Source organism: Caulobacter sp. GW821-FHT10A10 (assembly GCF_059415745.1).
On the sequence record NZ_JBWKNV010000011.1, the window covers coordinates 1 to 20,027 of the forward strand.

The window sequence follows — 20,027 nt, forward strand, 5'->3', positions numbered from 1 at the left end:
CCCAACGAGCTGCGCCCGCCACCCATCAAGCTCGCGCTCGACACCTATCGCAATACACAGGGACCCAGGGGACTGGGCGCGGCGATCGGGTAGGCGTTGGCCGGCGCCATGCGGCGGCCCCTGGGTCCCGGCTCTTCGCGCTACGCGCTACGGCCGGGATGACGAAAATTGGTGTGGGGACGCCCCCTACTCCGCGATCAGCCCGTGCAGCACCCCGTCGAGCGTGACCTGCATCAGCTCCTCGTGCGAGGCCCAGTTGCGGCTCGGCTTGGTGATGACCAGCGAGACGATGCCGTGGCAGGCCGCCCACAGCACCTGGGCGGCGCTTTCGGCGGTGCCGGTCTTCAGCCGGCCGGCGGCGGCGATCTCGCGGATCGGGCCGCTGAACTCGTCGAAGCAGGCGTCGCCCAGATCGGACACGGCCTGCTGCTTCTCCACCGAGATCGCCTCGCTCGAGCCGCAGAACACCAGCTGGTAGGTGTTGGGATTGTCGAGGGCGAAGCGCATGTAGGCGTCGAGCATGCGCCGCACCTTCTCCACGGCGTCGACCGGCTCGTGCGACAGGGCGACGTTGATGGCCAGCAGCTGCTCGATGGCCTCGCGGCCGATCTCCAGCAGGATCTGGTCCTTGTCGCGGAAGTGCATGTAGAGCGCGGTCGAGGACACGCCCACGGCGTCGGCGATCTTGCGGATCGTCGCCCCGGCGTAGCCCTCGGCGATGAAGATCTTCTCGGCGGCGGCCAGGATCTCGCCCCGGCGCATGTGCCCATCGCCCTTCGGCTTGCGGGCGGACCTGGGCGGCTTCTTCAACGCGACGGTCACGATACGGTACTTCCTCCCTCTTCCCCGATCTGACAGTAAACGGGAATCACCCAGGGCCGACAAGCAGGGCGGCCCTTTTACGCAAAACGCGTATTTTTCCATTTGACACTTTATAGTTGAGTTAATCGAGTCACTCCCACCGATCAGGCCTGGTTGTGGGGGAACGACATGGCGCGTGAAGACCGGCGGCTGCACGCCGAGGAGCAGGACCATCACGTCCTGGCCGATCCGCCGTTCGTCGCGCCCCTGCCGCTCGCCGACGGCGCCCATCGCCGGCTGAGCCCCGGCCAGGGCGTCGTGCTGGCTCTCGTCGCCGTCGCCCTGGTCGCGAGCGCGGCGCTGGCGCCGAAGGTCACGTTGGCGGCGCTGAGCTGGACGAGCCTGGCGCTCTTTGCGCTACTGGCCTCGCTGCGGCTCGTGGCGGCCTGCACGCCGACAAGACGGATCCCGGTCCCGGCCCTGCCCGACGCCGACCTGCCCGCCTATACGGTGATCGCCCCGCTCTACAAGGAAGCCTCGGTCGCCGCCGAGCTGGCGGCCAATCTCGATCGGCTGGACTATCCGCGCGACCGCCTCCAGGCCTTGATCATGCTGGAGGCCGACGACGTCGAGACCATCGCGGCCTTCCACGCCCTGGACCTGCCGGCCTTCATCCAGGTGCTGGTCGTCCCGCCCGGCGCGCCCAAGACCAAGCCTCGCGCCTGCAACCACGCCCTGGGCCGGGCCCGCGGCGAACTGCTGGTGATCTACGACGCCGAGGACGCGCCCGATCCCGGCCAACTTCGCGAAGCCGCAGCCCGCTTCGCCGCCGGTCCCGTCGAGTTGGCCTGCCTACAGGCGCCGCTGCGCATCGAGATCCCGGCCATCTCCGGTTTCCTGCCCCGCCAGTTCCAGCAGGAATACGCCGCCCATTTCGAGGTGCTGCTGCCGGCCCTGGCCCGCTGGCGGCTGGCCTTTCCCCTGGGCGGCACCAGCAACCATTTCCGCGTCGAGGCCCTGCACGCCGTCGGCGGCTGGGACGCCTTCAACGTGACCGAGGACGCCGATGTCGGCTTTCGCCTCGCCGCCGCCGGCTATGGCCTCGACGTCATCGCCCCGCCGACGCTGGAGACCGCCCCCACCAGCTGGAAAGCTTGGCGACCGCAGCGGGCCCGCTGGATCAAGGGCCACCTCCAGACCCTGGCGGTTCATCTGCGTGGTCCCGCCGTTCGCCGGCCGCGCGTGGCTTTGGCGCTGTTCCTGACGCTGGTCCTGTCGCTGGCCTCGACCCACCTGCACGCGCCGATCTTCGCCGGCGTGATCCTGATGCTCGCGCTCGACCTGCTGCCCGACGGCCAGGCCGCGATCGACGGCGCGGGCCTGGTGCTCTTCTTCTATGCGTGGAGCGCGTCGGCCATCGCCGCGATCGTCGGCCGCCAGCGCGCGGGCGGCCGGGCCAAGTGGCTCGACCTGCTGGGCCTGCCCCTGATCTGGCTGGCCCAGGGCTGGGCCGGCTGCCATGCGCTGGTCCAGTTCGTCCTGCGTCCGCACCACTGGGACAAGACCCCGCATGCGCCTCGGGCTGGACGACGCTTGGGCTGAGCGCGTATGGCGTGGCCATGCACCCGACCATCGCCGCCTCTCCCATCGTCATGCGCACCGCCGGCTGGGCCGACTACGCCCTGCTCGACAGCGGGCGCGGCAAGAAGCTGGAGCGCTACGGCCGCTACACCGTCGTCCGTCCCGAGCCGCAGTGCTTCTGGGAGCCGCGCCTGCCCGCCCAGGCCTGGGACGAGGCCGACGCCGTGTTCGATCCCTCCGACGAGGACGAGGCCGGCCGCTGGCGCTTCCGCGGCAAGCCGATCGAGAAGTTCGACCTGGCCTGGGGCGAGGCGAAGTTCCACGGCCAGTTCACGCCGTTCCGCCACCTGGCCTTCTTCCCCGAGCAGGCCGCCAACTGGGCCTGGCAGGACGAGCGCGTGCGCGCCTTCGTCAAGGCCCGCGGCCGCCAGCCCAAGATCCTCAACCTGTTCGGCTACACCGGCGTGGCCAGCCTGGTCTGCGCGGCGGCCGGCGCCCATGTCACCCACGTCGACGCCTCCAAGAAGTCGGTCGGCTTCGCGCGCGAGAACGCCGCCTTCGCAGGGCTCGCCGAAAAGCCGATCCGCTGGATCGTCGAGGACGCCCGCCGCTTCGTCGCTCGTGAGGTGCGCCGGGGCAACGTCTATGACGGGATCATCCTGGATCCGCCGAAGTTCGGCCGCGGCCCCGACGGCGAGGTCTGGCGCCTGTTCGAGGACCTGCCGGCCCTGACCGCCGACTGCGCCCAACTGCTGGCGGAAGACGCCGACTTCCTGCTGATGAACGCCTATGCCGCGAGGGTCTCGGGCGCGGCCATGTCGGGCCTGCTGGCCCAGGCGCTGGAAGGCCGGACCGGCGTCATCGACTGGGGCGAGCTGTCCCTCGTGGAAGACAAGGGCGACCGCCAGATCGGCCTGTCCTTCTTCGCCCGCTGGTCGTCGGAGGCCTGATCGACATGAGCAACGTCAAGACCGTCACCTCCCTGACCAACGCCACGGTCAAGGCCGTCCGCGCCCTGCACATGCGCAAGGAGCGCGAGGACAGCGGCCTGTTCCTGGCCGAGGGCCTGAAGATCGTCATCGAGGCGATCGACTGCGGCCACGCGCCCAAGATCCTGATGTACGGCCCCGACGCCGCCGACCACCCGATGCTGCAGAAGGCCGCCAAGGCCTGCGCCGCGGCCGGCGGCGAGGTCATCGAGGTCAACCGCGAGATCCTCGAGAAGGTCTCGCGCCGCGACAACCCGCAAGCCGTCGTCGGCGTCTTCAAGCAGGTCTACACCCCGCTGTCGGCGATCGTGCCGCAGAGCGCCGACTGCTGGGTGGCCCTGCAGGCCGTCCGCGATCCGGGCAACCTCGGCACCATCATCCGCACCGCCGACGCGGCCGGCGCCGGCGGCGTCATCCTGGTCGGCGACTGCGTCGATCCCTATTCGGTCGAAGGCGTGCGGGCGACCATGGGCTCGGTCTTCGCCGTGAAGATCGCCAAGGCCAGCGTGCAGGAGTTCCTGGCCTGGCGCGAGGACTGGCCCGGCAGCGTGGTCGGCACCCTGCTGACCGCCACCGTCGACCACAAGAGCGCCGACTACGTGAAGCCATCGCTGATCCTGATGGGCAACGAACAGCAGGGCCTGCCGCCCGAACTGGCCGCCGCCTGCGACGTCAACGTCAAGATCCCCATGCGCGGCCGCGCCGACAGCCTGAACCTGTCGGTGGCCACGGGGATCATGATCTACACGGTGACGGGCTGACGAACCTCCCCCTCTGGGGGAGGCGGCCGCAGGCCGGTGGGGGGACGTTTTCAGCTTTCGGGGCTTCGGTCCTCCTCCCCCCTCCGATCGCTGCGCGATCTCCTCCCCCACGGGGGGAGGTTCCTGGTGGTGCGGCCACGCCGCCCGCATCATACGCCTGCGGAGAACTCCGCCCCCTTGCGCGACACCACGCCGCACACCATTTCGCAGCCTCGCCGCGGGAACGCTCGGGCCACCTTCGCCGCTCTCCCAAACGTGAAGCCGATTTCGACGGCGCCCCTGTGTTAAAGCGGCGCAGTCGGGCGGCGGCCTCTTCCAAAGCCGCCGCTTTTCCATATCTAATTCATGAAGGCGGGTGATTTGCCCGCCGGGAGAAAGCGGTCGATGGCCGAGCGAAAGCAAGGCGGACAGAATAACGGCGCGGGCTCTTCGGTCGTCACGGAAGTGAAGCCGAAGACGCAGAAGCCCTCGTTGTATCGCGTACTGATCTTGAACGACGACTACACCCCTATGGAGTTCGTCGTTTACGTGCTCGAACGGTTCTTCAACAAGTCGCGCGAAGACGCGACTAGGATTATGTTGCACGTTCACCAGAACGGCGTCGGGGTCTGCGGCGTTTTCACATACGAAGTCGCCGAAACCAAGGTCGCTCAAGTGATCGACTCAGCTCGCAGACATCAGCACCCGCTGCAGTGCACCATGGAAAAGGATTGAGGAGCCTCCCCTTGCCCTCTTTTTCGCGTCCTCTCGAAGAATCCCTCCACCGCGCGGTGGCCTACGCCAACCAGCGAAAGCACGAATACGCCACGCTCGAACACCTGCTGCTGTCGCTCACCGACGATGACGACGCGGCCGGGGTCATGCGAGCCTGCGACGTCGACCTGACCGCCCTGAAGAAGAGCCTGGTCAATTATCTCGACGTCGAACTCTCGTCCCTGGTGGTCGACGACGAAGAAGACGCCAAGCCCACGGCGGGCTTCCAGCGCGTCATCCAGCGCGCCGTCATCCACGTCCAGTCGTCCGGCCGCGAGGAAGTCACCGGGGCCAACGTCCTGGTCGCCATCTTCTCCGAACGCGAAAGCCACGCCGCCTACTTCCTGCAGGAGCAGGACATGACGCGGTACGACGCGGTGAACTTCATCGCCCACGGCATCGCCAAGAAGGCCGGCGCTTCCGAGCCCAAGGCCGCCAAGGGCGCGACCGCGGTCGAGGAAGACCAGGAAAAGCCCAACACCAAGACCGGCGGCGAGGCCCTCGAAGCCTACTGCGTCGACCTCAACGAAAAGGCCCGCCAGGGCAAGGTCGACCCGCTGATCGGCCGCGCGAACGAAGTGGAACGCGCGATCCAGATCCTGTGCCGCCGCACCAAGAACAACCCGCTGCTCGTCGGCGACCCCGGCGTCGGCAAGACCGCCATCGCCGAAGGCCTGGCGCGCAAGATCATCACCCACCAGGTCCCCGAAGTCCTGGCGGAAGCCACCATCTACTCGCTCGACATGGGCGCGCTGCTGGCCGGCACCCGTTATCGCGGCGACTTCGAGGAACGCGTCAAGCAGGTGGTCAAGGAACTCGAGAACCACCCCAACGCGGTGCTGTTCATCGACGAGATCCACACCGTCATCGGCGCCGGCGCCACCAGCGGCGGGGCCATGGACGCCTCCAACCTGCTGAAGCCGGCCCTGGCCTCGGGCACCCTGCGCTGCATGGGCTCGACCACCTACAAGGAGTTCCGTCAGCACTTCGAGAAGGATCGGGCCCTGGTCCGTCGCTTCCAGAAGATCGACGTCAACGAGCCGACGGTGGAAGACACCATCAAGATCCTCAAGGGCCTGAAGACCTACTATGAGGACTTCCACAAGCTGAAGTACACCGCCGAGGCCCTGAAGGTCGCGGTGGAGCTGTCGGCCAAGTACATCACCGACCGCAAGCTGCCCGACAAGGCGATCGACGTGATCGACGAGGCGGGCGCGGGCCAGATGCTGCTGCCGGAAAGCCGTCGCAAGAAGACCATCGGCGTCAAGGAGATCGAGGCCGTCGTCGCCAAGATCGCCCGCATTCCGCCCAAGTCGGTCAGCAAGTCGGACACCGAGGCCCTCAAGGAACTCGAGACCGACCTGAAGCGCGCCGTGTTCGGCCAGGACGAAGCCCTGCTGCAGCTGTCCTCGGCCATGAAGCTGGCGCGTGCGGGCCTGCGCGATCCGAACAAGCCGATCGGTTGCTACCTGTTCAGCGGCCCGACCGGCGTGGGCAAGACCGAGGCCGCCAAGCAGCTGGCCTCGACGCTCGGCATCGAGATGATCCGCTTCGACATGTCGGAGTACATGGAGCGCCATACCGTGAGCCGCCTGATCGGCGCCCCTCCCGGCTATGTCGGCTACGACCAGGGCGGCCAGCTGACCGACGCCGTCGATCAGCACCCGCACGCGGTCGTCCTGCTCGACGAGATCGAGAAGGCCCACAGCGACATCTACAACATCCTGCTGCAGGTCATGGACCACGGCACCCTGACCGACTCCAACGGCAAGAAGGTCGACTTCCGCAACGTGGTCCTGATCATGACCACCAACGCGGGCGCCTCCGACGCCCAGCGGCAGTCGATCGGTTTCGGCCGCTCCAAGGTCGAAGGCGAGGAAGAGGCCGCCCTCAAGCGCCTGTTCACGCCGGAGTTCCGCAACCGCCTGGACGCGACGGTGGCCTTCAAGCCGCTGACGCCGGAGATCATCCGCCAGGTCGTGCAGAAGTTCGTCATGCAGCTGGAGGCGCAACTCGCCGACCGCAACATCACGATCGAACTCTCCGACGACGCTGCCGACTGGCTGGCCAAGAACGGCTTCGACGAGCTCTACGGCGCCCGTCCGCTGGCCCGGGTCATCCAGGAGCACATCAAGAAGCCGCTGGCCGACGACATCCTGTTCGGCCGCCTGATCCGCGGGGGCCACGTCAAGGTGGTGCTCGAAAACGGCAAGATCGGCTTCGAGATCGAAAGCGCCTCGGAAGGCAAGTCCGGCAAGTCGCCCTCCGACGAAGGAGAGGCCGAGGAGCCGGCCCTGGCCGAATAGGGCCAGTCGTCAAATGATCAGGGAAAGGCCCGGAGCGATCCGGGCCTTTTTCTTTAGCGCAGGTGGCGCGCGCCCAGCGTGGTGAGCAGCCGCAAGGCTCGCTCCTCATCGAGGCCGGCCGGCGTGAAGTGCTCCAGCCCGACCTCCGCCAGAGCCGAGGCGTCCTCGGCCTCCAGACGGCGCTGGCCCATGTTCCAGTCGCGGAACAGCCGCCGCTCGGCCGGGCCGTCGGCGATCAGCACGATCTCGTCGTGGCGCGGGTCGCGGCCGATGCGCTCATAGACCTCGGCAACCACCTGCCCCGGGCCTTCCAGCAACTGCAGGAACCGCCCCTCCCCCGCGGCCAGGAATCCGGTGACATCGTCGATACGGTTGTTCTGGATCGACTTGGCGACGATGACCGGCAGGTCCTGGTCGAGACTGCCGGGTTCGACGGCGCGGCTGGCGTAGATCAGTCGGTACAGGCCGCGCCGGGCCAGGATGTCGGTCATTCACGGTCCTCGGCCACGACTGAAGCTGGGCCGGAGGGTAAAGCCGCAGAACCGTTAAAAGGTTCACTCGGCTCGCGCGTCGGATGTAGACAAAACGAGAACAAACGCGTAGCGTGAGGATATGAGCACCGTCCCCTTCGACACCCTGAGCGCCTCGAAGCGCCTGCGCGAAGCAGGGGTCGCTGAAGGCACGGCCGAGGCGATCGTGGAACTGATCCAGCAGACGACGATGCTTCCAGACATCTCCGAATTGGCGACGCGCTCAGAGTTGCAGGCCGCGAAGGCCGAACTGAAGGGCGATCTCGCCCTCACCGAAGCCCGCATCCGCGCCGACCTCAGCGAGAAGATCCGCCTTCAGGGCTGGGCGCTGCTGGGCGGCATGGCGGTGCTGGTGTCGATCTCCACCGCCCTGATCAAGCTGCTGCCCTAAGGGCCGCCCAACCTTCGGGGCTCAGCCCTGGCCGCGCTCGCGGATGGCCTTCACCTCGCGCCAGATGCGGAACAGGTACTCGACGCTCGCCGCGCCGCCGATGAAGCCGATCGAGTAGCCGAGGCTGTTCAGGAAGGTCGAGATCGACTGGCTGAGCGGCGCCAGGGCCGAGCCCTGCTGCAAGGCCGATATCACGCCGATCAGCTGCACGATGTCACCGAACAGGCTGACGATCGCCGCGGCCGCGACGATGCGGGTCACCGGATGCAGGCGGCCGAAGAAGCCCGCCACGCGGTCGGCCGGTGCGTTCAGAGCGTCGGACACGTCGTCTCTCCCTGCGCGCCCAGGGCCCGCAACTGATGATAGGTTCGGGCGAGGAACTCGACCCAGGCCGCGCCCGCCACGCTGGCGGCGATCGCGCCCAGCCGCAGCAATCCATCGCCCAGCCACCGGGCAAGCCAGGCTTGCAAGAAGCCGATGTCGGCGGGACCGATCGACGGCATGCGCGTCGCCTCGCCGGCCGCGTAGGCGATCCCGACGAAATAGCCGGCCAGCACGACCAGCTGCAAGCCGGCCGCCCCGAGCAGGATCCAGGTGATCGGATGAAGTTTCATGCAGCCCCCGCGCTTCCTATGCAGGCGTTCGCGCGGGGTCGCAACTTCAGGCTTCAGAGCGCCGCGGCGATCTTCGCGGCCAAGGCCTTCAGCTCTTCGGCGTCGGCCATGCCCTCGCCGTGGCGGCCCAGCGCCTGGCCCTCGTAGCGGGGGATGACGTGGAAGTGCAGGTGGAACACCGTCTGGCCGGCCGGCGCGCCGTTGAACTGGGTGACCACCACGCCGTCGGGCTTCAGGGCCTGCGTCACCGCCCGGGTCGCCTTCTGCACCGCGCCGATCAGCCGGCCCAGGGTCTTGGGCTCGGCCTCCAGCACGTTGCGCGCCTTCGAGGTCTTGGAGATCACCAGCAGGTGGCCGGGCGACTGCGGGAAGGCGTCCATGAAGGCCAGGACCTCGTCGTCCTCGAACACCTTCACGCTCGGGATCTCGCCGCGAACGATCTTGGCGAAGATGTTGTCCGGGTCGTAGGTTCCGTGAAGGCTCATGGTCGTCTCCTGTGTGGGACGGTCCTAGCAAACCAGCGAGGGGGCGCAAGCGTGGGCAAGACCGACGAGGCCGGCCAAGGCCTGACCGACCGCCAGAAGAAGTGGTTCGCCTCGGTGCAGGCCAGCCTCGAGCGCGACACCGGCAAGACCCTGGCCGAATGGGTCGAGATCGTCCGCCGCGACTGCAAGGAGACCAGACCGAAGGCCCGCGTCGACTGGCTGAAGGCCAATTACGGCCTGGGCGTCAATCGCTGCGCCCACATCCTGGGCGAAGCCTTCCCCTCGGAACTGGGCTGGGACGACGCGGCCGGCCTGCGCGCGGCCCTGTGGACCGCCCCGGCCGCGACGGCGATCCTGGAGGCGATCGAGGCGGCCGTCTCCAGCTTCCCAGGCCTCGTCACCGGCCAGCGCAAGGGCTTCACCGCCTGGTCCAACAAGGTGCAGTTCGCCGCCGCCAAGCCGCTGAAAGGCGGCGGCGTGTCGCTGGGCCTGGCCATGACGCCCGACGCCTCCCCTCGCCTCTCGGAACCGAAGAACGAAAGCTGGTCCGAGCGTCTGAAGGCCAAGCTGACGCTCGCCTCCCCGACCGAAGTCGACGACGAGGTCGCGGCCCTGCTGAAAGCGGCCTGGGACCGCTCCTGAACGGAACGCGGAAGGCAACAGCCACGTTTTTGACGGCGGGAGGACAAGAGCCATGTCCAAGGAAGCCGATCTCACCGCCAAGTTCTGGAAAGCCCTCAAGAACGACCGCACGGTGATGCTGGGACTGCCCGACGTCGAGGGCGGCCACAGCCAGCCGATGACCGTCCTGATGGACGGCGATCACAGCGGACCGATGTGGATCTTCACCTCGGCCGACAGCGACCTCGTCGCCGCCCTGCCCCACGAGCGCGACGCGGTGATGCACTTCTCGTCCAAGGGCCACGATCTCTTCGCCCAGATCGACGGCCGGCTGCGCGTCGACACCGACTTCACCACCGTCGAGCGCCTCTGGAACCCGTTCATCGCCGCCTGGTTCGACGGCATGGACGACCCGAAGCTGCGCCTGCTGCGCTTCGAGCCCGAGCACGCCCGTATCTGGCTGAACGAGAACAGCCTGTTCGCCGGCATGCGCCTGATGCTCGGCCGCGATCCCAAGCGCGACTACCGCGACAAGGTCGCCGAGGTCGTGCTGCATTAGTCCGGATCGACGTTCACGCCCCCCCCAATCCGTCTTTCCCCGCGAAGGCTGGGATCCAAACTGAGGTTCCGGAGGAGGCGCGGCCGCAGGTCATCCGTCGGCTCGGCTTAGATCCCCCGCCTTCGCGGGGATGCTCGGTGGAAATGGGCTAGCTCCTGAAAGCCGATCCGTCGAGCGCTCTAGCGCGTCTCGCGGAACGGCGAATACTCCTCGGTGAGCATCGCCATGTCTTCCGCCACCGCCTCGCGCTCGCGCTCCAGATAGCGCGCAACCGGCTCGCGCAGGGCCGGGTCGGCGATCCAGTGCGCCGAGTAGACCGCGCTGGGCAGATAGCCGCGGGCGATCTTGTGCTGGCCCTGGGCGCCGGCCTCCACGCGCGGCAGGCCCAGCCGGATCGCATGCTCGATGGCCTGGTAGTAGCAGAGCTCGAAATGCAGGAACGGAACGTCCTCGGTGCAGCCCCAGTGGCGGCCGTAGAGGCAGTCGCGGCCGATCAGGTTCAGGGCCCCGGCGATCCACGGCCCGCCCGGCCGACGCGCCAGGATCAGCAGCACCTTGTCGGCCATCCGCTCGTGCAGCAGCGAGAAGAACCGCCGGTTCAGATAGGGCCGCCCCCACTTGCGGGCGCCGGTGTCCATGTAGAAGCCGAAGAAGGCGTCCCAGTGCTCGGGCTTCAGATCCTCGCCCGACAGGGCCACGATCTCCAGCCCGTCCTGGGCGTCGCGGCGCTCGCGGCGGATGGTCTTGCGGCGGTTGGACGACAGGGCCGCCAGGAAGTCGTCGAAGGTCGCGTAGCCGGCGTTCTCCCAGTGATACTGCTGGTCCTGCCGGCGCAGCAGGCCGCGATCGCCCATCCAGTCCCACTCACCCTCCGTTGGGAAGGTCACGTGCAGCGACGAGGCCTTCAGACGGTCGCACAGGGTCAGCGCCCCGCCCAGCAGGGCCGAGCGCGCCTCGTCGGGATCGACGTCCGACCGCGCGATCAGCCGCGGGCCCGTCACCGGCGAGAACGGGGCCGAGCACTGGAGCTTGGGATAGTAGTCGCCCCCCGCCCGCTCGTAGGCGTCGGCCCAGGCGTGGTCGAAGACGTATTCGCCCTGGCTGTGGTTCTTCAGATAGAGCGGCATCACCCCGCCGATCTCGCCATCGACGTCGGCGACGCTGACATGGTGCGGCGCCCAGCCGGTGCGATCGCTGGCGCAGCCGCTCTCTTCGAGGATGTCGAGGAAGTCGAAGCTGACGAAGGGGTCCCCGGACGGACCGGCGCAGGCGTCCCAGGCTTCCTTGCCGATATCGGCGATGCGGCGGTGGATGCGCACCTCCGCCTTAAGCGAACTCACGCCGTGAAGCCCTCGAAGATCAGGTTGTCGCAATGGTCGGAGACGGCGTCCCACTGTTCGGGCGATCGCACCGTCCAGGCGATGATCGGCATGCCCTTGCCCCGGAACACGTCGGCGCGCGCGCTCGGCAGCATGTCGAGGCCGAGAGCAAGAAAGTCCGGCCGCGCCAGTTCCACCTGCTCCAGCGCCGCCAGCGACTTGCGCAGCTCCGGCGCCAGCTTGCGGGCGTTGTCGTCGTTCCAGCCGTAGGAATCCAGGCCTCGCAGGATCTGCGGATGATGGTCGGCGAACCAGGCGTGGGAATAGGGATTAAAGCCGATCACCGCGATCGGACCGTTGTGGTCGATCAGGATTTCCGAGACCTTCTTTTCCAGTTCCCCCACTTCGCCGAACGGGGTCTTGAGCTCGATATAGACCATGGCCCGATGGCCGATCACCGCCAGGGCGTCGGCCAGGGTCGGGATGGTCTCGTCGGTGCCCGACAGCTTCAGCGCGCCCAGCTCGGCGGCGGTGTGGTCGCGCAGGCGGCCCTCGGCGCCCGTCAGGCGCTCCAGGCGATCGTCGTGGAAGACCACGGCTTGGCCGTCGGCCGTCAACTGCACGTCCAGCTCGATGGCGTAATCCTTGGCGCAGGCGGCCTGGAAGGCGGCCAGGGAGTTCTCCGGCGCGCCGCCCGGCGTCCACAGTCCGCGATGGGCCACGGGCGGATCGAACAGGCGCTCCCACGCCTCGCCGAACACCTCCGCCCCGGGACGCGGACGGGCGCGCATCAGAAGACCTCCACCACGGCGTCGACCTCGACGGCGAAGCCCAGCGGCAGCTTGTAGACGCCGACGGCCGAGCGGGCGTGGCGGCCGGCGTCGCCGAACACCTCGACCATCAGGTCCGAGGCGCCGTTGATCACCTTGGGGATGTCGATGAAGTCCGGGCCGGCCTGCACGAAGCCGCCCAGCTTGACGATGCGGGCCACCTTGTCGAGGTCGCCGGTCGCGGCCTTGATCTGGGCCAGCAGATTGATCCCGCACAGGCGGGCGGCCTTCTGGGCGGTCTCCAGGTCGACGTCGACCCCGACCGTGCCCTTGATGCCGCCGGAAGCGTCGAGCGAGATCTGGCCGGAGATGTGGACGAGATTGCCCGACCGCACGAACGGCACGTAGTTGGCCACCGGCGCCACCGGTTCCGGCAGCGTGATCCCGAGACCCGCCAGACGCTCTTCCACCTTCGACATTCAAACGCTCCCTTACCGAGTGCGCATGCTTAGCAAGGGGAAGCCTTCACACAAGAAAAAAGGCCCGGACGCGAGGTCCGGCCAAAACGCGCAAGAAAAAAGGCCCGAACCGCGAGCTCCGGGCCGAAAGGCTGGGTAGACTTGCGAAACGACCCGCAAGCGGGGCCGTTCCGAAACTTGGATTAGCGAGCGGCCTGGAACTTCTCGACCGTGGCGGTGACGCGCTCGTTCAGCGGCTTCACCGAATCCTTGATCGAGGCCGAGACGATCTCCGAGGCCTTGCTGACCTGGGCGATGTAGGCTTCCAGGGCCGACTTGGCCCAGGCGGTCTGCAGCTCGACGGCTTCCTGCACGCTCTTGGCCGAAGCCAGGGCCTTGGCGGCGGCGACTTGATCCTCGGCGGCCTTCTTCGAGTAGGCGAAGGCTTCGGCGCCCAGGGCTTCGGCGCCCTTGGTCGCGGCGGTCACCGAGGCGACGACGGCCTCGAGGTTCTTCTTCGAATGGGTGTTGGCCTCGGCCAGGGCGGCGAGCGACTTGTCGACGCCGTCCTTGAACGCTTGGTTGCTGGCGGAGGTGTATTGCTCGACGGTGCTCTTCAGGGTCTCGGTGACGGCCATGGGGAAGGCTCCTGGGCAGGTGGCGGGGCACGGGTTCGAGCGACGGGTGGAAGGAGACGTTCCGCGGCCCTGCCCCATGCGTTGGGACGACAGGGTTTTCTCATGTTGCAGTGCAGCAGTCAAACGTTTTTGTGCAGCGCACCATAACCTAGGGTGAAGCTGCTCCGCACCCTGAGCGCTCGCCCGAACGCGCGACGGAACGCGCGCATGAGGCGAACCTGTTTCAGCGATGAACCAACGGAGGCGAAGCGTTGCCGCAACGCCCAAGTTTTATCTCATTCTGCGGCGAAATCGCTCACCAGTTGTTTACTTTGGCGTAAGGCGACAACGCGCATGCTAGGTTCACGCGTGTGGCGGTGCGGAACCGCTCAGTTCAAATGACGGACGTTTGTCGCATGTTCGCCAAGCTTAACTCCGCCCGTCGCCTCCTCGTCGCCGTCGGCTTCGCCGCGGCCGCGCTGGTCGGCGTCGCTGCTCCCACCGTCGCTTCGGCCCAGATCCCGTACCTGCAGCTCAACGCCGCGGAACCCAAGTACGCGGCCATCGTGATCGACGCCAATTCGGGCGAAGTCCTTTACGACAAACGCGCCGACAGCCCCCGCTATCCGGCGTCGGTCACCAAGGTGATGACGCTGTACCTCACCTTCGAGGCGCTCAGCGAAGGCCGCCTGAAGCTGACCGATCGCGTGCCGATCTCGCCGCGCGCCGCCGCCCAGGCCCCGACCAAGATGGGCCTGCGCCCCGGCGACAGCCTCAGCGTCGACGAGGCGATTCGCGCCATGGCCGTGAAGTCGGCCAACGACATCGCCACCGCCATGGCCGAGAAGCTGGCCGGCAGCGAAAGCCGCTTCGCCGCCCTGATGACCCTGCGCGGTCAGGAACTGGGCATGCGCAACAGCCGCTTCGTGAACGCCTCGGGCCTGCCCGACAGCCGCCAGATCAGCACCGCCCGCGACCTGGCCATCCTGTCGCGCGCCACCATGCGCGACTTCCCGCAGTACTATTCCTACTTCAGCCTCAAGGGCTTCGAGTTCCGCGGCAATTACGTCCGCGGCCACAACCGCCTGCTCACCAGCATGGACGGCTTCGACGGCCTGAAGACCGGCTACACCAATGCGTCCGGTTACAACCTCGCCGGCTCGGCCGTGCGCGACGGCCGCCGCCTGATCGCCGTGGTCCTGGGCGGCTCCTCGACCGCCTGGCGCGACAACAACATGGAAGACCTGCTGACCACGGGCTTCGACGTGCTCAAGCGCCGCTCGCACGGCGAGCGCACCACCATCGCCGCCAACCTCTATGAGGACGAGCCGACCGGCCCGATCATGCGTCCCTCCTCCGAAGAGGGCGACGGCGACCAGGCCGGCCTCAAGATCGTCCTGACCGACAATCCCAAGCCCGTTCCGGTGAAGGTCTCCCCCACCCTCAAGGCCGCCAAGGACGCCGCCAAGCCGGCCCCGAAGAAGGTCAAGGGCGAGTGGAGCGTCCAGGTCGGCGCCTTCCAGTCCAAGAGCCTGGCCAACAAGCAGCTGGGCCTGGTGCGCGACCGCTTCGCCAAGGCCGTGGCCGACGCCGAGGGGGCCGTGGTCGGCGCCGCCGGCGGGGCCTTCCGCGCCCAGTTCCAGGGCATGACCGCCGAGGCCGCCCGCGCCGCCTGCTCGGCCATCACCGCCAAGCGCCAGCCCTGCATGGTCATCGCCCCGCGCTGATCCGAAGCCCCGCGAACTACAGTTGAAAAGCCGGCAGCCTTACGGTTGCCGGCTTTTTCATTGCGCTTGAACCGGTCGCTCCCCCTCCTCCGAACATCCCCGCGAAGGCGGGGATCCAAGCAGAGTCAGCGGGTCTATCGCCGAGCGCGCTTCACCCTGAGAGTCAGCTTGGGTCCCCGCCTTCGCGGGGATTGAACGGTGATGGGTGTGCAGAGGTCCGAGCGCCGGACCCTCACCGCCCCTTCAGCAACCGGTCCCGCGCCGCGTTGAGCTGGGCCGCCAGGCCGGCCGTGCCGCCCTTGTCAGGATGGGCCAGGCGGATCAGCCGGGCGTAGGCGGCCTGGATCTCGTCGGCGCCGGCCTGGGCGTCGACGCCGAGGATCGAGCGCGCCTCGCTGGCCGACAGCTCGGCCTTGCGCGGCTCGGCCACCTTGCGGATCACCGGACGCTGGCGGGCCGACGTGGCGCACCACAGGCCCAGAACACACAGGGCCAGGGTCGCCGGCCACTGGCTGCGCACGCCGGCATAGGCCGCCGCGGCGAAGGCCGCGGCCGAGGCCACGCCCGCACCGACACGCCAGCCCTCGCCGGCCAGCAGCGGCTTGCGCTTGCCCCACAACAGCCAGGCGACGACCACGCCGCCGAGGATCAGATAGAAGAGCATCAGCGGACCCGCCGCCGCCCCAGAGACTTTTATTGGGCGGCGAGGAGAGTTTCGCCCGAGAACGCCGCCAGGCCAAGCGAGTGCATCAGCGCCCGCAGTTCCTGGCGCGCGGCCAGGTGCTGCAGCGACACCGGCACCGGGCGCACCTGGGTCGACAGGTCGGCGATGGTCAGGCCGAACGGGAACAGCTCGCGATAGATCACGCGGTCGCGCAGGCCGGGACCCATGCGGAAGCCGACCCGCTTGGCCAGGGCCGTCAGGCGGTCTTCCAAGCGCTTGCGGTTACGGGCTTCGGTGGTGGCCAGGCGGTTGCGCAGCACCACCCAGTCCAGCGGCTGGCGCTGGCCGGCCATGGCGCGGGCCTTGCGGGCCTCCCACACCGTCTGGGAATAGAGGCTGGGCTTCTGCAGCTCCATGGTCACCGGATCGACATGGCCCAGCATGTCGAAGTCGACGAAGCTGTCGTTCATCGGGGTGACGATCAGGTCGGCCAGGCCGTGGGCCATGCGGGTGATCTGGGTGTCGCCGCCGGGGGTGTCGATCAGCACGAAGTCGGCGACCTCGCGCGCGGCCAGGAACGCCTTCTCGAACGCGGCGACCTGCTCGGCTTCCGACGCCGCGGCCAGGGCGATGTCGTTGTCGCTGAGACGGAAGGTCTGCGGCATCGGCAGCTTGATGTCGTTGCCGGCCAGCCAGGCCACGCGGTTCTCGCAGAACCGCATGCTGGTGCACTGGCGCAGGTCCAGGTCCATGATCGCGACCCGGGCGCCGCCGTACAGCAGCGACGTCATCAGGTGCATGGCGATGGTGGACTTGCCGGCGCCGCCCTTTTCGTTGCCGACGACGATCACGCGCGTTTCGGCCATTGGCTTCAATCCTTCGTTCCGCCCGACTCGGCGAATCTAACCAAAATCTTAACGCGCATGAAGCGCCCTGCACGCCATCAGCGTCAATCTTGTGGCGCCCGGCGTCCACAGACTCCGTGTCGCAGGTGGACCGACTGTCCCAGATCGGCCATAAGCCGCCCCGTCCGAACGCTTGTTTTTGCGTTGCAGCAGAGTTCCGTCATGACCCGCATCGTCCGCACCGTCGCCGAACTGCGCCAGCAAGTCCGCGCCTGGAAGGCCGCCGGCGAGCAGGTGGGCCTGATCCCGACCATGGGCGCCCTGCACGAGGGCCACCTGTCGCTGGTCCGCCTGGCCCAGACCAAGGTCCAGCGCACCGTGGCCAGCGTCTTCGTCAATCCCAAGCAATTCGCCCCGCACGAGGACTTCGACGCCTATCCGCGCGGCGAGGCCCGTGATGCGCAGCTGCTGGAAACCGTCGGTTGCGACCTGCTGTTCGCCCCCAATGGCGCCGAGATGTATCCCGAGGGCTTCTCGACCAGCATCAACCTGACCGGCGTGTCCGAGCCGCTGGAAGGCGCCGCCCGCCCGCAGTTCTTCGGCGGCGTCGCCACCGTGGTCACCAAGCTGCTGATCCAGGCGCAGCCGGACATCGCCGTCTTCGGCGAAAAGGACTACCAGCAGCTCCAGGTCATCCGCCGCGTCACCCGCGACCTTGATCTGCCCGTCGAGATCGTCGGCGCGCCCACGGCCCGGGCGGAGGACGGCCTGGCCCTCTCCTCGCGCAACGCCTACCTGTCGCCCGAGGAACGCGCCGCCGCCGTCGCCCTGCCGAACGCCATGAAGGCCGCCATCGCCGCCGTCCAGGCCGGCGAGCGCGTCGAAGCCGCCGAGGCCGCCGGCAAGGCCGCCCTGGCCGCCGCCGGCTTCCGCCAGGTGGACTATTTCGACTTCCGCGACGCCGACGACCTGTCGCGCCTGGGCCCGGACTCGTTGAAGGGCGCCAAGGCCCACCTGCTGGCCGCCGCCTGGCTGGGCAAGACCCGCCTGATCGACAACATGGCCGCCTGAGGGGGCGTCTGAGGACCTCGCCTCAGACCTTCACCGCCAGGGCGACGCCGACGGCGACCACCATCGCCAGGAACAGCAGACCCATGCCGAGCGCCACGTAAGCCAGCCGCATCTTCGCTCTCCCCCGCAGGTCGAGCGTCGAGTTTCACAGGCCTGGGTTGATTAACCTCTAAACGATCACCAGGCCCCGAGCTCCCGGAGTTGGCGAGCCAGTTCCGGCGGCATGTCGGCGGCCTCGCCCTCGGTCAGGTCCGGCGGGGCGTCTTCCGGCTTCAGGTAGCGCCAGCCCTGGAAGGCCCGGCGCGGCTGGGGCGCGACGCGGACGATGGTCGGATCCACCGTCACCTCGCAGCGCGCCGCCTGCCCCTCGCCCACCGTGTCGATGGCCAGGATGGTCTGGCGGCACAGCACCTGGCCCTTGAACACGCGATAGAGCGAGCCGCCGTCGAGGATCTCGTCGATGCGTTTGGGCGTCATCCGGGTGTGCATCACCCACGGACGGCCTTCCTCGTGCCAGGCGACGAGTTCGTCGATGTTGTCGCAGCCGACGACCAGCTTGATCATGTGCAGAGCCATGAGCCGGATTTAGCGACGCGCGGCCGTCATGCAAGCGCGGGATCGCCGCATGCTCATGACAACGTTATCACTCGCCGCTGGCGTGCGGCCCGCGACCAATGATATCGCTGGGCCCAGGGATGAAACGGCGACCGCCCAAGGCGGCGCAGATCAGGGGGATCCGGGGCATGACGCCGGCCGAACTCAGCGTAGTCTTCTTCTTGCAGATGGCGGTCATCGTCGCGGCCTGCCGCGCCACCGGCTGGGTGCTGAAGCGGTTCTTCGACCAGCCGCAGGTGATCGGCGAGATGATCGCCGGCATCATCCTGGGCCCCTCCCTGCTGGGCCTGCTGGCGCCGGACCTGCAGCACACGCTGTTTCCCAAGGAATCCAAGTCGATCCTGTTCGTCGGCGCGCAGTTGGGCGTGGGCCTCTACATGTTCCTGGTCGGGATCGGCTTCCGCGCCGACCACTTCAAGACCAACGCCAGGAGCGCCCTGTCCGTCTCGCTGTCGGGCATGATCGCGCCGTTCCTGGTGGCCGTCGCCCTGACGCCCTGGCTGATGAGCCTGAACCTGTTCGGCAAGGGCGTTCAGACGTTCCAGGCGACGCTGTTCATGGGCGCGGCGATCTCGATCACCGCCTTCCCGGTGCTGGCCCGGATCATCCAGGAGCGCGGCCTGACGAAGACCCCGCTCGGCTCGCTGGCCCTGTCGTCGGGCGCCATCGACGACGCCGGCGCCTGGACGGTGCTGGCCATCGTGCTGGCCTCGTTCGGCGGCGGCCCGGCCGTGGCGCTGAAGGCGCTGATCGGCGGCGGCCTGTTCGCCCTGTTCATGCTGACCGCCGGCCCCAGGCTGCTGGCCCCACTCGGCCGCTGGGCCGAGCGCGAGGGCAAGCTCACCCCGTCCCTGCTGGGGGTGGTGATCATGCTGTTCATGCTCAGCGCCTGGGCGATGGACGCCGCCGGCCTGCACTCGGTGTTCGGCGGATTCCTGCTCGGCGCGGCCATGCCCCGCGGCGTGCTGACCCGCGAGCTGAAGAAGCAGCTGGAGCCGTTCACGGTCGCCCTGCTGGTGCCGATGTTCTTCACCTTCTCGGGACTCAACACCCAGATCAACCTGGTCAACAGCTGGTCGCTGGTGCTCGTCGCCCTGATCATCCTGGCCGGCTCGATCCTGGCCAAGGGCGGGGCCTGCTGGGCCGCCGCGCGCCTCACCGGCCAGGACAACCCCACGGCCCTCGGCATCGGCGCCCTGATGAACGCCCGCGGCCTGATGGAGCTGATCATCATAAACATCGGCCTGCAGAAGGGCATCATCGGCCCGGCCCTGTTCTCGATGCTGGCGGTGATGGCCGTGGTCACAACCCTGATGACCTCGCCGCTGTTCGAGGCCTTCTACGGCAAGAAGGCCCGCGAGCGCGGCGAACTGGGAGCGCTGGACGAAAGCGAGGACGAAAACGTCGGGCAGCCGGTGAAGCAGTTGGTGTAGCCGCCTCGCAAAAGGAAACGCCCCGGTTCAAACCGGGGCGTCTTCACCTGAGAGCTTGCTCTCTTCCATAAAACCCCCGCGAAAGCGGGGGCCCAGGTGTTTTATCGTCGAGCACTG

23 protein-coding genes are annotated in these 20,027 nt (G+C 68.1%); 11 read left to right on the top strand and 12 right to left on the bottom strand.

Annotated features, from left to right (window positions below; all coding sequences use genetic code 11):
* Positions 1-186 precede the first annotated feature (186 nt).
* Positions 187-822 carry a TetR/AcrR family transcriptional regulator gene (locus AC07NS_RS24090; RefSeq protein WP_494607426.1) on the bottom strand — a complete coding sequence of 212 codons (636 nt, stop codon included), beginning with the start codon at positions 820-822 and terminating at the stop codon, positions 187-189.
* A 168-nt stretch (positions 823-990) separates the two neighbouring features.
* On the opposite strand from AC07NS_RS24090, the gene AC07NS_RS24095 reads away from it, so the two are divergent.
* The 5 genes from AC07NS_RS24095 to clpA all read left to right on the top strand — a co-directional run bounded on the left by AC07NS_RS24095 (position 991) and on the right by clpA (position 7,191).
* The gene (locus AC07NS_RS24095) at positions 991-2,403 is read left to right on the top strand and encodes a glycosyltransferase (protein WP_494607428.1); all 1,413 of its coding nucleotides are present in this window, start codon (positions 991-993) and stop codon (positions 2,401-2,403) included.
* 17 nt (positions 2,404-2,420) lie between these two features.
* The gene (locus AC07NS_RS24100; protein ID WP_494607606.1) at positions 2,421-3,332 is read left to right on the top strand and encodes an RsmD family RNA methyltransferase; all 912 of its coding nucleotides are present in this window, start codon (positions 2,421-2,423) and stop codon (positions 3,330-3,332) included.
* 5 nt (positions 3,333-3,337) lie between these two features.
* Positions 3,338-4,132, top strand: coding sequence for a TrmH family RNA methyltransferase (locus tag AC07NS_RS24105; RefSeq protein ID WP_494607430.1), 795 nt, complete (start codon positions 3,338-3,340; stop codon positions 4,130-4,132).
* 384 nt (positions 4,133-4,516) lie between these two features.
* Positions 4,517-4,846, top strand: coding sequence for an ATP-dependent Clp protease adapter ClpS (gene clpS, locus AC07NS_RS24110; protein ID WP_101715544.1), 330 nt, complete (start codon positions 4,517-4,519; stop codon positions 4,844-4,846).
* Between the two features lie 11 nt (positions 4,847-4,857).
* On the top strand, positions 4,858-7,191 hold the full coding sequence (gene clpA / locus AC07NS_RS24115; protein WP_494607432.1) for an ATP-dependent Clp protease ATP-binding subunit ClpA: 2,334 nt from the start codon (positions 4,858-4,860) through the stop codon (positions 7,189-7,191).
* Positions 7,192-7,244: 53 nt separating this feature from the next.
* Here the strand turns inward: clpA and AC07NS_RS24120 are convergent, their stop codons facing one another.
* Positions 7,245-7,682, bottom strand: a complete 438-nt coding sequence (locus tag AC07NS_RS24120) for a BLUF domain-containing protein (protein ID WP_494607434.1) — start codon at positions 7,680-7,682, stop codon at positions 7,245-7,247.
* Positions 7,683-7,803: 121 nt separating this feature from the next.
* On the opposite strand from AC07NS_RS24120, the gene AC07NS_RS24125 reads away from it, so the two are divergent.
* Positions 7,804-8,112, top strand: a complete 309-nt coding sequence (locus AC07NS_RS24125) for a hypothetical protein (RefSeq protein ID WP_494607436.1) — start codon at positions 7,804-7,806, stop codon at positions 8,110-8,112.
* 21 nt (positions 8,113-8,133) lie between these two features.
* On the opposite strand, the gene AC07NS_RS24130 is transcribed toward AC07NS_RS24125, so the two are convergent.
* From AC07NS_RS24130 to AC07NS_RS24140, 3 genes are read right to left on the bottom strand one after another with little or no spacing between them, the layout of a single operon-like run.
* Entirely contained in the window at positions 8,134-8,436 is a 303-nt protein-coding gene (locus AC07NS_RS24130; protein ID WP_492857259.1) for a hypothetical protein, read from the bottom strand.
* The gene (locus tag AC07NS_RS24135) at positions 8,421-8,726 is read right to left on the bottom strand and encodes a hypothetical protein (protein WP_494607438.1); all 306 of its coding nucleotides are present in this window, start codon (positions 8,724-8,726) and stop codon (positions 8,421-8,423) included. The genes AC07NS_RS24130 and AC07NS_RS24135 overlap by 16 nt, the downstream gene beginning before the upstream one ends.
* A gap of 53 nt (positions 8,727-8,779) precedes the next feature.
* On the bottom strand, positions 8,780-9,211 hold the full coding sequence (locus tag AC07NS_RS24140; protein WP_494594583.1) for an HIT family protein: 432 nt from the start codon (positions 9,209-9,211) through the stop codon (positions 8,780-8,782).
* A gap of 51 nt (positions 9,212-9,262) precedes the next feature.
* Here AC07NS_RS24140 and AC07NS_RS24145 point away from each other — a divergent pair, with 51 nt between their 5' ends.
* Complete coding sequence (locus tag AC07NS_RS24145) at positions 9,263-9,853, top strand: DUF4287 domain-containing protein (RefSeq protein WP_494607439.1); 591 nt, start codon at positions 9,263-9,265, stop codon at positions 9,851-9,853.
* Positions 9,854-9,905: 52 nt separating this feature from the next.
* A complete protein-coding gene (locus AC07NS_RS24150) occupies positions 9,906-10,391 on the top strand; it encodes a pyridoxamine 5'-phosphate oxidase family protein (RefSeq protein WP_494607441.1) in 486 nt (161 codons plus the stop codon).
* A gap of 179 nt (positions 10,392-10,570) precedes the next feature.
* Here AC07NS_RS24150 and AC07NS_RS24155 read toward each other — a convergent pair whose 3' ends face one another.
* The 4 genes from AC07NS_RS24155 to AC07NS_RS24170 form a co-directional block, all read right to left on the bottom strand.
* Positions 10,571-11,731: a GNAT family N-acetyltransferase gene (locus tag AC07NS_RS24155; protein ID WP_494607443.1), complete on the bottom strand. Its 1,161-nt coding sequence runs from the start codon at positions 11,729-11,731 to the stop codon at positions 10,571-10,573.
* Entirely contained in the window at positions 11,728-12,501 is a 774-nt protein-coding gene (locus AC07NS_RS24160) for a glycerophosphodiester phosphodiesterase (protein ID WP_494607445.1), read from the bottom strand. Before AC07NS_RS24160 ends, AC07NS_RS24155 begins: the two co-directional genes overlap by 4 nt.
* Positions 12,501-12,959 (bottom strand): RidA family protein, encoded by a 459-nt coding sequence (locus tag AC07NS_RS24165; protein WP_487289766.1) that lies wholly within the window; start codon positions 12,957-12,959, stop codon positions 12,501-12,503. The genes AC07NS_RS24160 and AC07NS_RS24165 overlap by 1 nt, the downstream gene beginning before the upstream one ends.
* Positions 12,960-13,141: 182 nt before the next feature.
* Positions 13,142-13,576 carry a phasin family protein gene (locus AC07NS_RS24170; protein WP_110119017.1) on the bottom strand — a complete coding sequence of 145 codons (435 nt, stop codon included), beginning with the start codon at positions 13,574-13,576 and terminating at the stop codon, positions 13,142-13,144.
* A 395-nt stretch (positions 13,577-13,971) separates the two neighbouring features.
* Between AC07NS_RS24170 and AC07NS_RS24175 the strand changes: the two genes are divergently transcribed.
* Positions 13,972-15,282 carry a D-alanyl-D-alanine carboxypeptidase family protein gene (locus AC07NS_RS24175; protein ID WP_494607448.1) on the top strand — a complete coding sequence of 437 codons (1,311 nt, stop codon included), beginning with the start codon at positions 13,972-13,974 and terminating at the stop codon, positions 15,280-15,282.
* Between the two features lie 232 nt (positions 15,283-15,514).
* Here AC07NS_RS24175 and AC07NS_RS24180 read toward each other — a convergent pair whose 3' ends face one another.
* Positions 15,515-15,946 (bottom strand): J domain-containing protein, encoded by a 432-nt coding sequence (locus AC07NS_RS24180; protein WP_494607450.1) that lies wholly within the window; start codon positions 15,944-15,946, stop codon positions 15,515-15,517.
* 29 nt (positions 15,947-15,975) lie between these two features.
* Positions 15,976-16,812 (bottom strand): division plane-positioning ATPase MipZ, encoded by an 837-nt coding sequence (gene mipZ, locus AC07NS_RS24185; protein ID WP_110119014.1) that lies wholly within the window; start codon positions 16,810-16,812, stop codon positions 15,976-15,978.
* A 201-nt stretch (positions 16,813-17,013) separates the two neighbouring features.
* Here mipZ and panC point away from each other — a divergent pair, with 201 nt between their 5' ends.
* Entirely contained in the window at positions 17,014-17,862 is an 849-nt protein-coding gene (gene panC / locus AC07NS_RS24190) for a pantoate--beta-alanine ligase (RefSeq protein ID WP_494607452.1), read from the top strand.
* Between the two features lie 177 nt (positions 17,863-18,039).
* Here the strand turns inward: panC and AC07NS_RS24195 are convergent, their stop codons facing one another.
* Positions 18,040-18,438 (bottom strand): DUF1489 family protein, encoded by a 399-nt coding sequence (locus AC07NS_RS24195; protein ID WP_494607454.1) that lies wholly within the window; start codon positions 18,436-18,438, stop codon positions 18,040-18,042.
* Between the two features lie 167 nt (positions 18,439-18,605).
* On the opposite strand from AC07NS_RS24195, the gene AC07NS_RS24200 reads away from it, so the two are divergent.
* Entirely contained in the window at positions 18,606-19,910 is a 1,305-nt protein-coding gene (locus tag AC07NS_RS24200) for a cation:proton antiporter (protein WP_494607456.1), read from the top strand.
* Positions 19,911-20,027 lie beyond the last annotated feature (117 nt).

Coding starts and splice junctions, on each gene's coding strand:
- AC07NS_RS24095 (WP_494607428.1), top strand. CDS start 991: ATGGCGCGTGAAGACCGGCGGCTGCACGCCGAGGAGCAGGACCATCAC.
- AC07NS_RS24100 (WP_494607606.1), top strand. CDS start 2,421: ATGCACCCGACCATCGCCGCCTCTCCCATCGTCATGCGCACCGCCGGC.
- AC07NS_RS24105 (WP_494607430.1), top strand. CDS start 3,338: ATGAGCAACGTCAAGACCGTCACCTCCCTGACCAACGCCACGGTCAAG.
- clpS (WP_101715544.1), top strand. CDS start 4,517: ATGGCCGAGCGAAAGCAAGGCGGACAGAATAACGGCGCGGGCTCTTCG.
- AC07NS_RS24120 (WP_494607434.1), bottom strand. CDS start 7,682: ATGACCGACATCCTGGCCCGGCGCGGCCTGTACCGACTGATCTACGCC.
- AC07NS_RS24125 (WP_494607436.1), top strand. CDS start 7,804: ATGAGCACCGTCCCCTTCGACACCCTGAGCGCCTCGAAGCGCCTGCGC.
- AC07NS_RS24135 (WP_494607438.1), bottom strand. CDS start 8,726: ATGAAACTTCATCCGATCACCTGGATCCTGCTCGGGGCGGCCGGCTTG.
- AC07NS_RS24140 (WP_494594583.1), bottom strand. CDS start 9,211: ATGAGCCTTCACGGAACCTACGACCCGGACAACATCTTCGCCAAGATC.
- AC07NS_RS24150 (WP_494607441.1), top strand. CDS start 9,906: ATGTCCAAGGAAGCCGATCTCACCGCCAAGTTCTGGAAAGCCCTCAAG.
- AC07NS_RS24160 (WP_494607445.1), bottom strand. CDS start 12,501: ATGCGCGCCCGTCCGCGTCCCGGGGCGGAGGTGTTCGGCGAGGCGTGG.
- AC07NS_RS24165 (WP_487289766.1), bottom strand. CDS start 12,959: ATGTCGAAGGTGGAAGAGCGTCTGGCGGGTCTCGGGATCACGCTGCCG.
- AC07NS_RS24170 (WP_110119017.1), bottom strand. CDS start 13,576: ATGGCCGTCACCGAGACCCTGAAGAGCACCGTCGAGCAATACACCTCC.
- AC07NS_RS24175 (WP_494607448.1), top strand. CDS start 13,972: ATGTTCGCCAAGCTTAACTCCGCCCGTCGCCTCCTCGTCGCCGTCGGC.
- AC07NS_RS24180 (WP_494607450.1), bottom strand. CDS start 15,946: ATGCTCTTCTATCTGATCCTCGGCGGCGTGGTCGTCGCCTGGCTGTTG.
- mipZ (WP_110119014.1), bottom strand. CDS start 16,812: ATGGCCGAAACGCGCGTGATCGTCGTCGGCAACGAAAAGGGCGGCGCC.
- panC (WP_494607452.1), top strand. CDS start 17,014: ATGACCCGCATCGTCCGCACCGTCGCCGAACTGCGCCAGCAAGTCCGC.
- AC07NS_RS24195 (WP_494607454.1), bottom strand. CDS start 18,438: ATGGCTCTGCACATGATCAAGCTGGTCGTCGGCTGCGACAACATCGAC.
- AC07NS_RS24200 (WP_494607456.1), top strand. CDS start 18,606: ATGACGCCGGCCGAACTCAGCGTAGTCTTCTTCTTGCAGATGGCGGTC.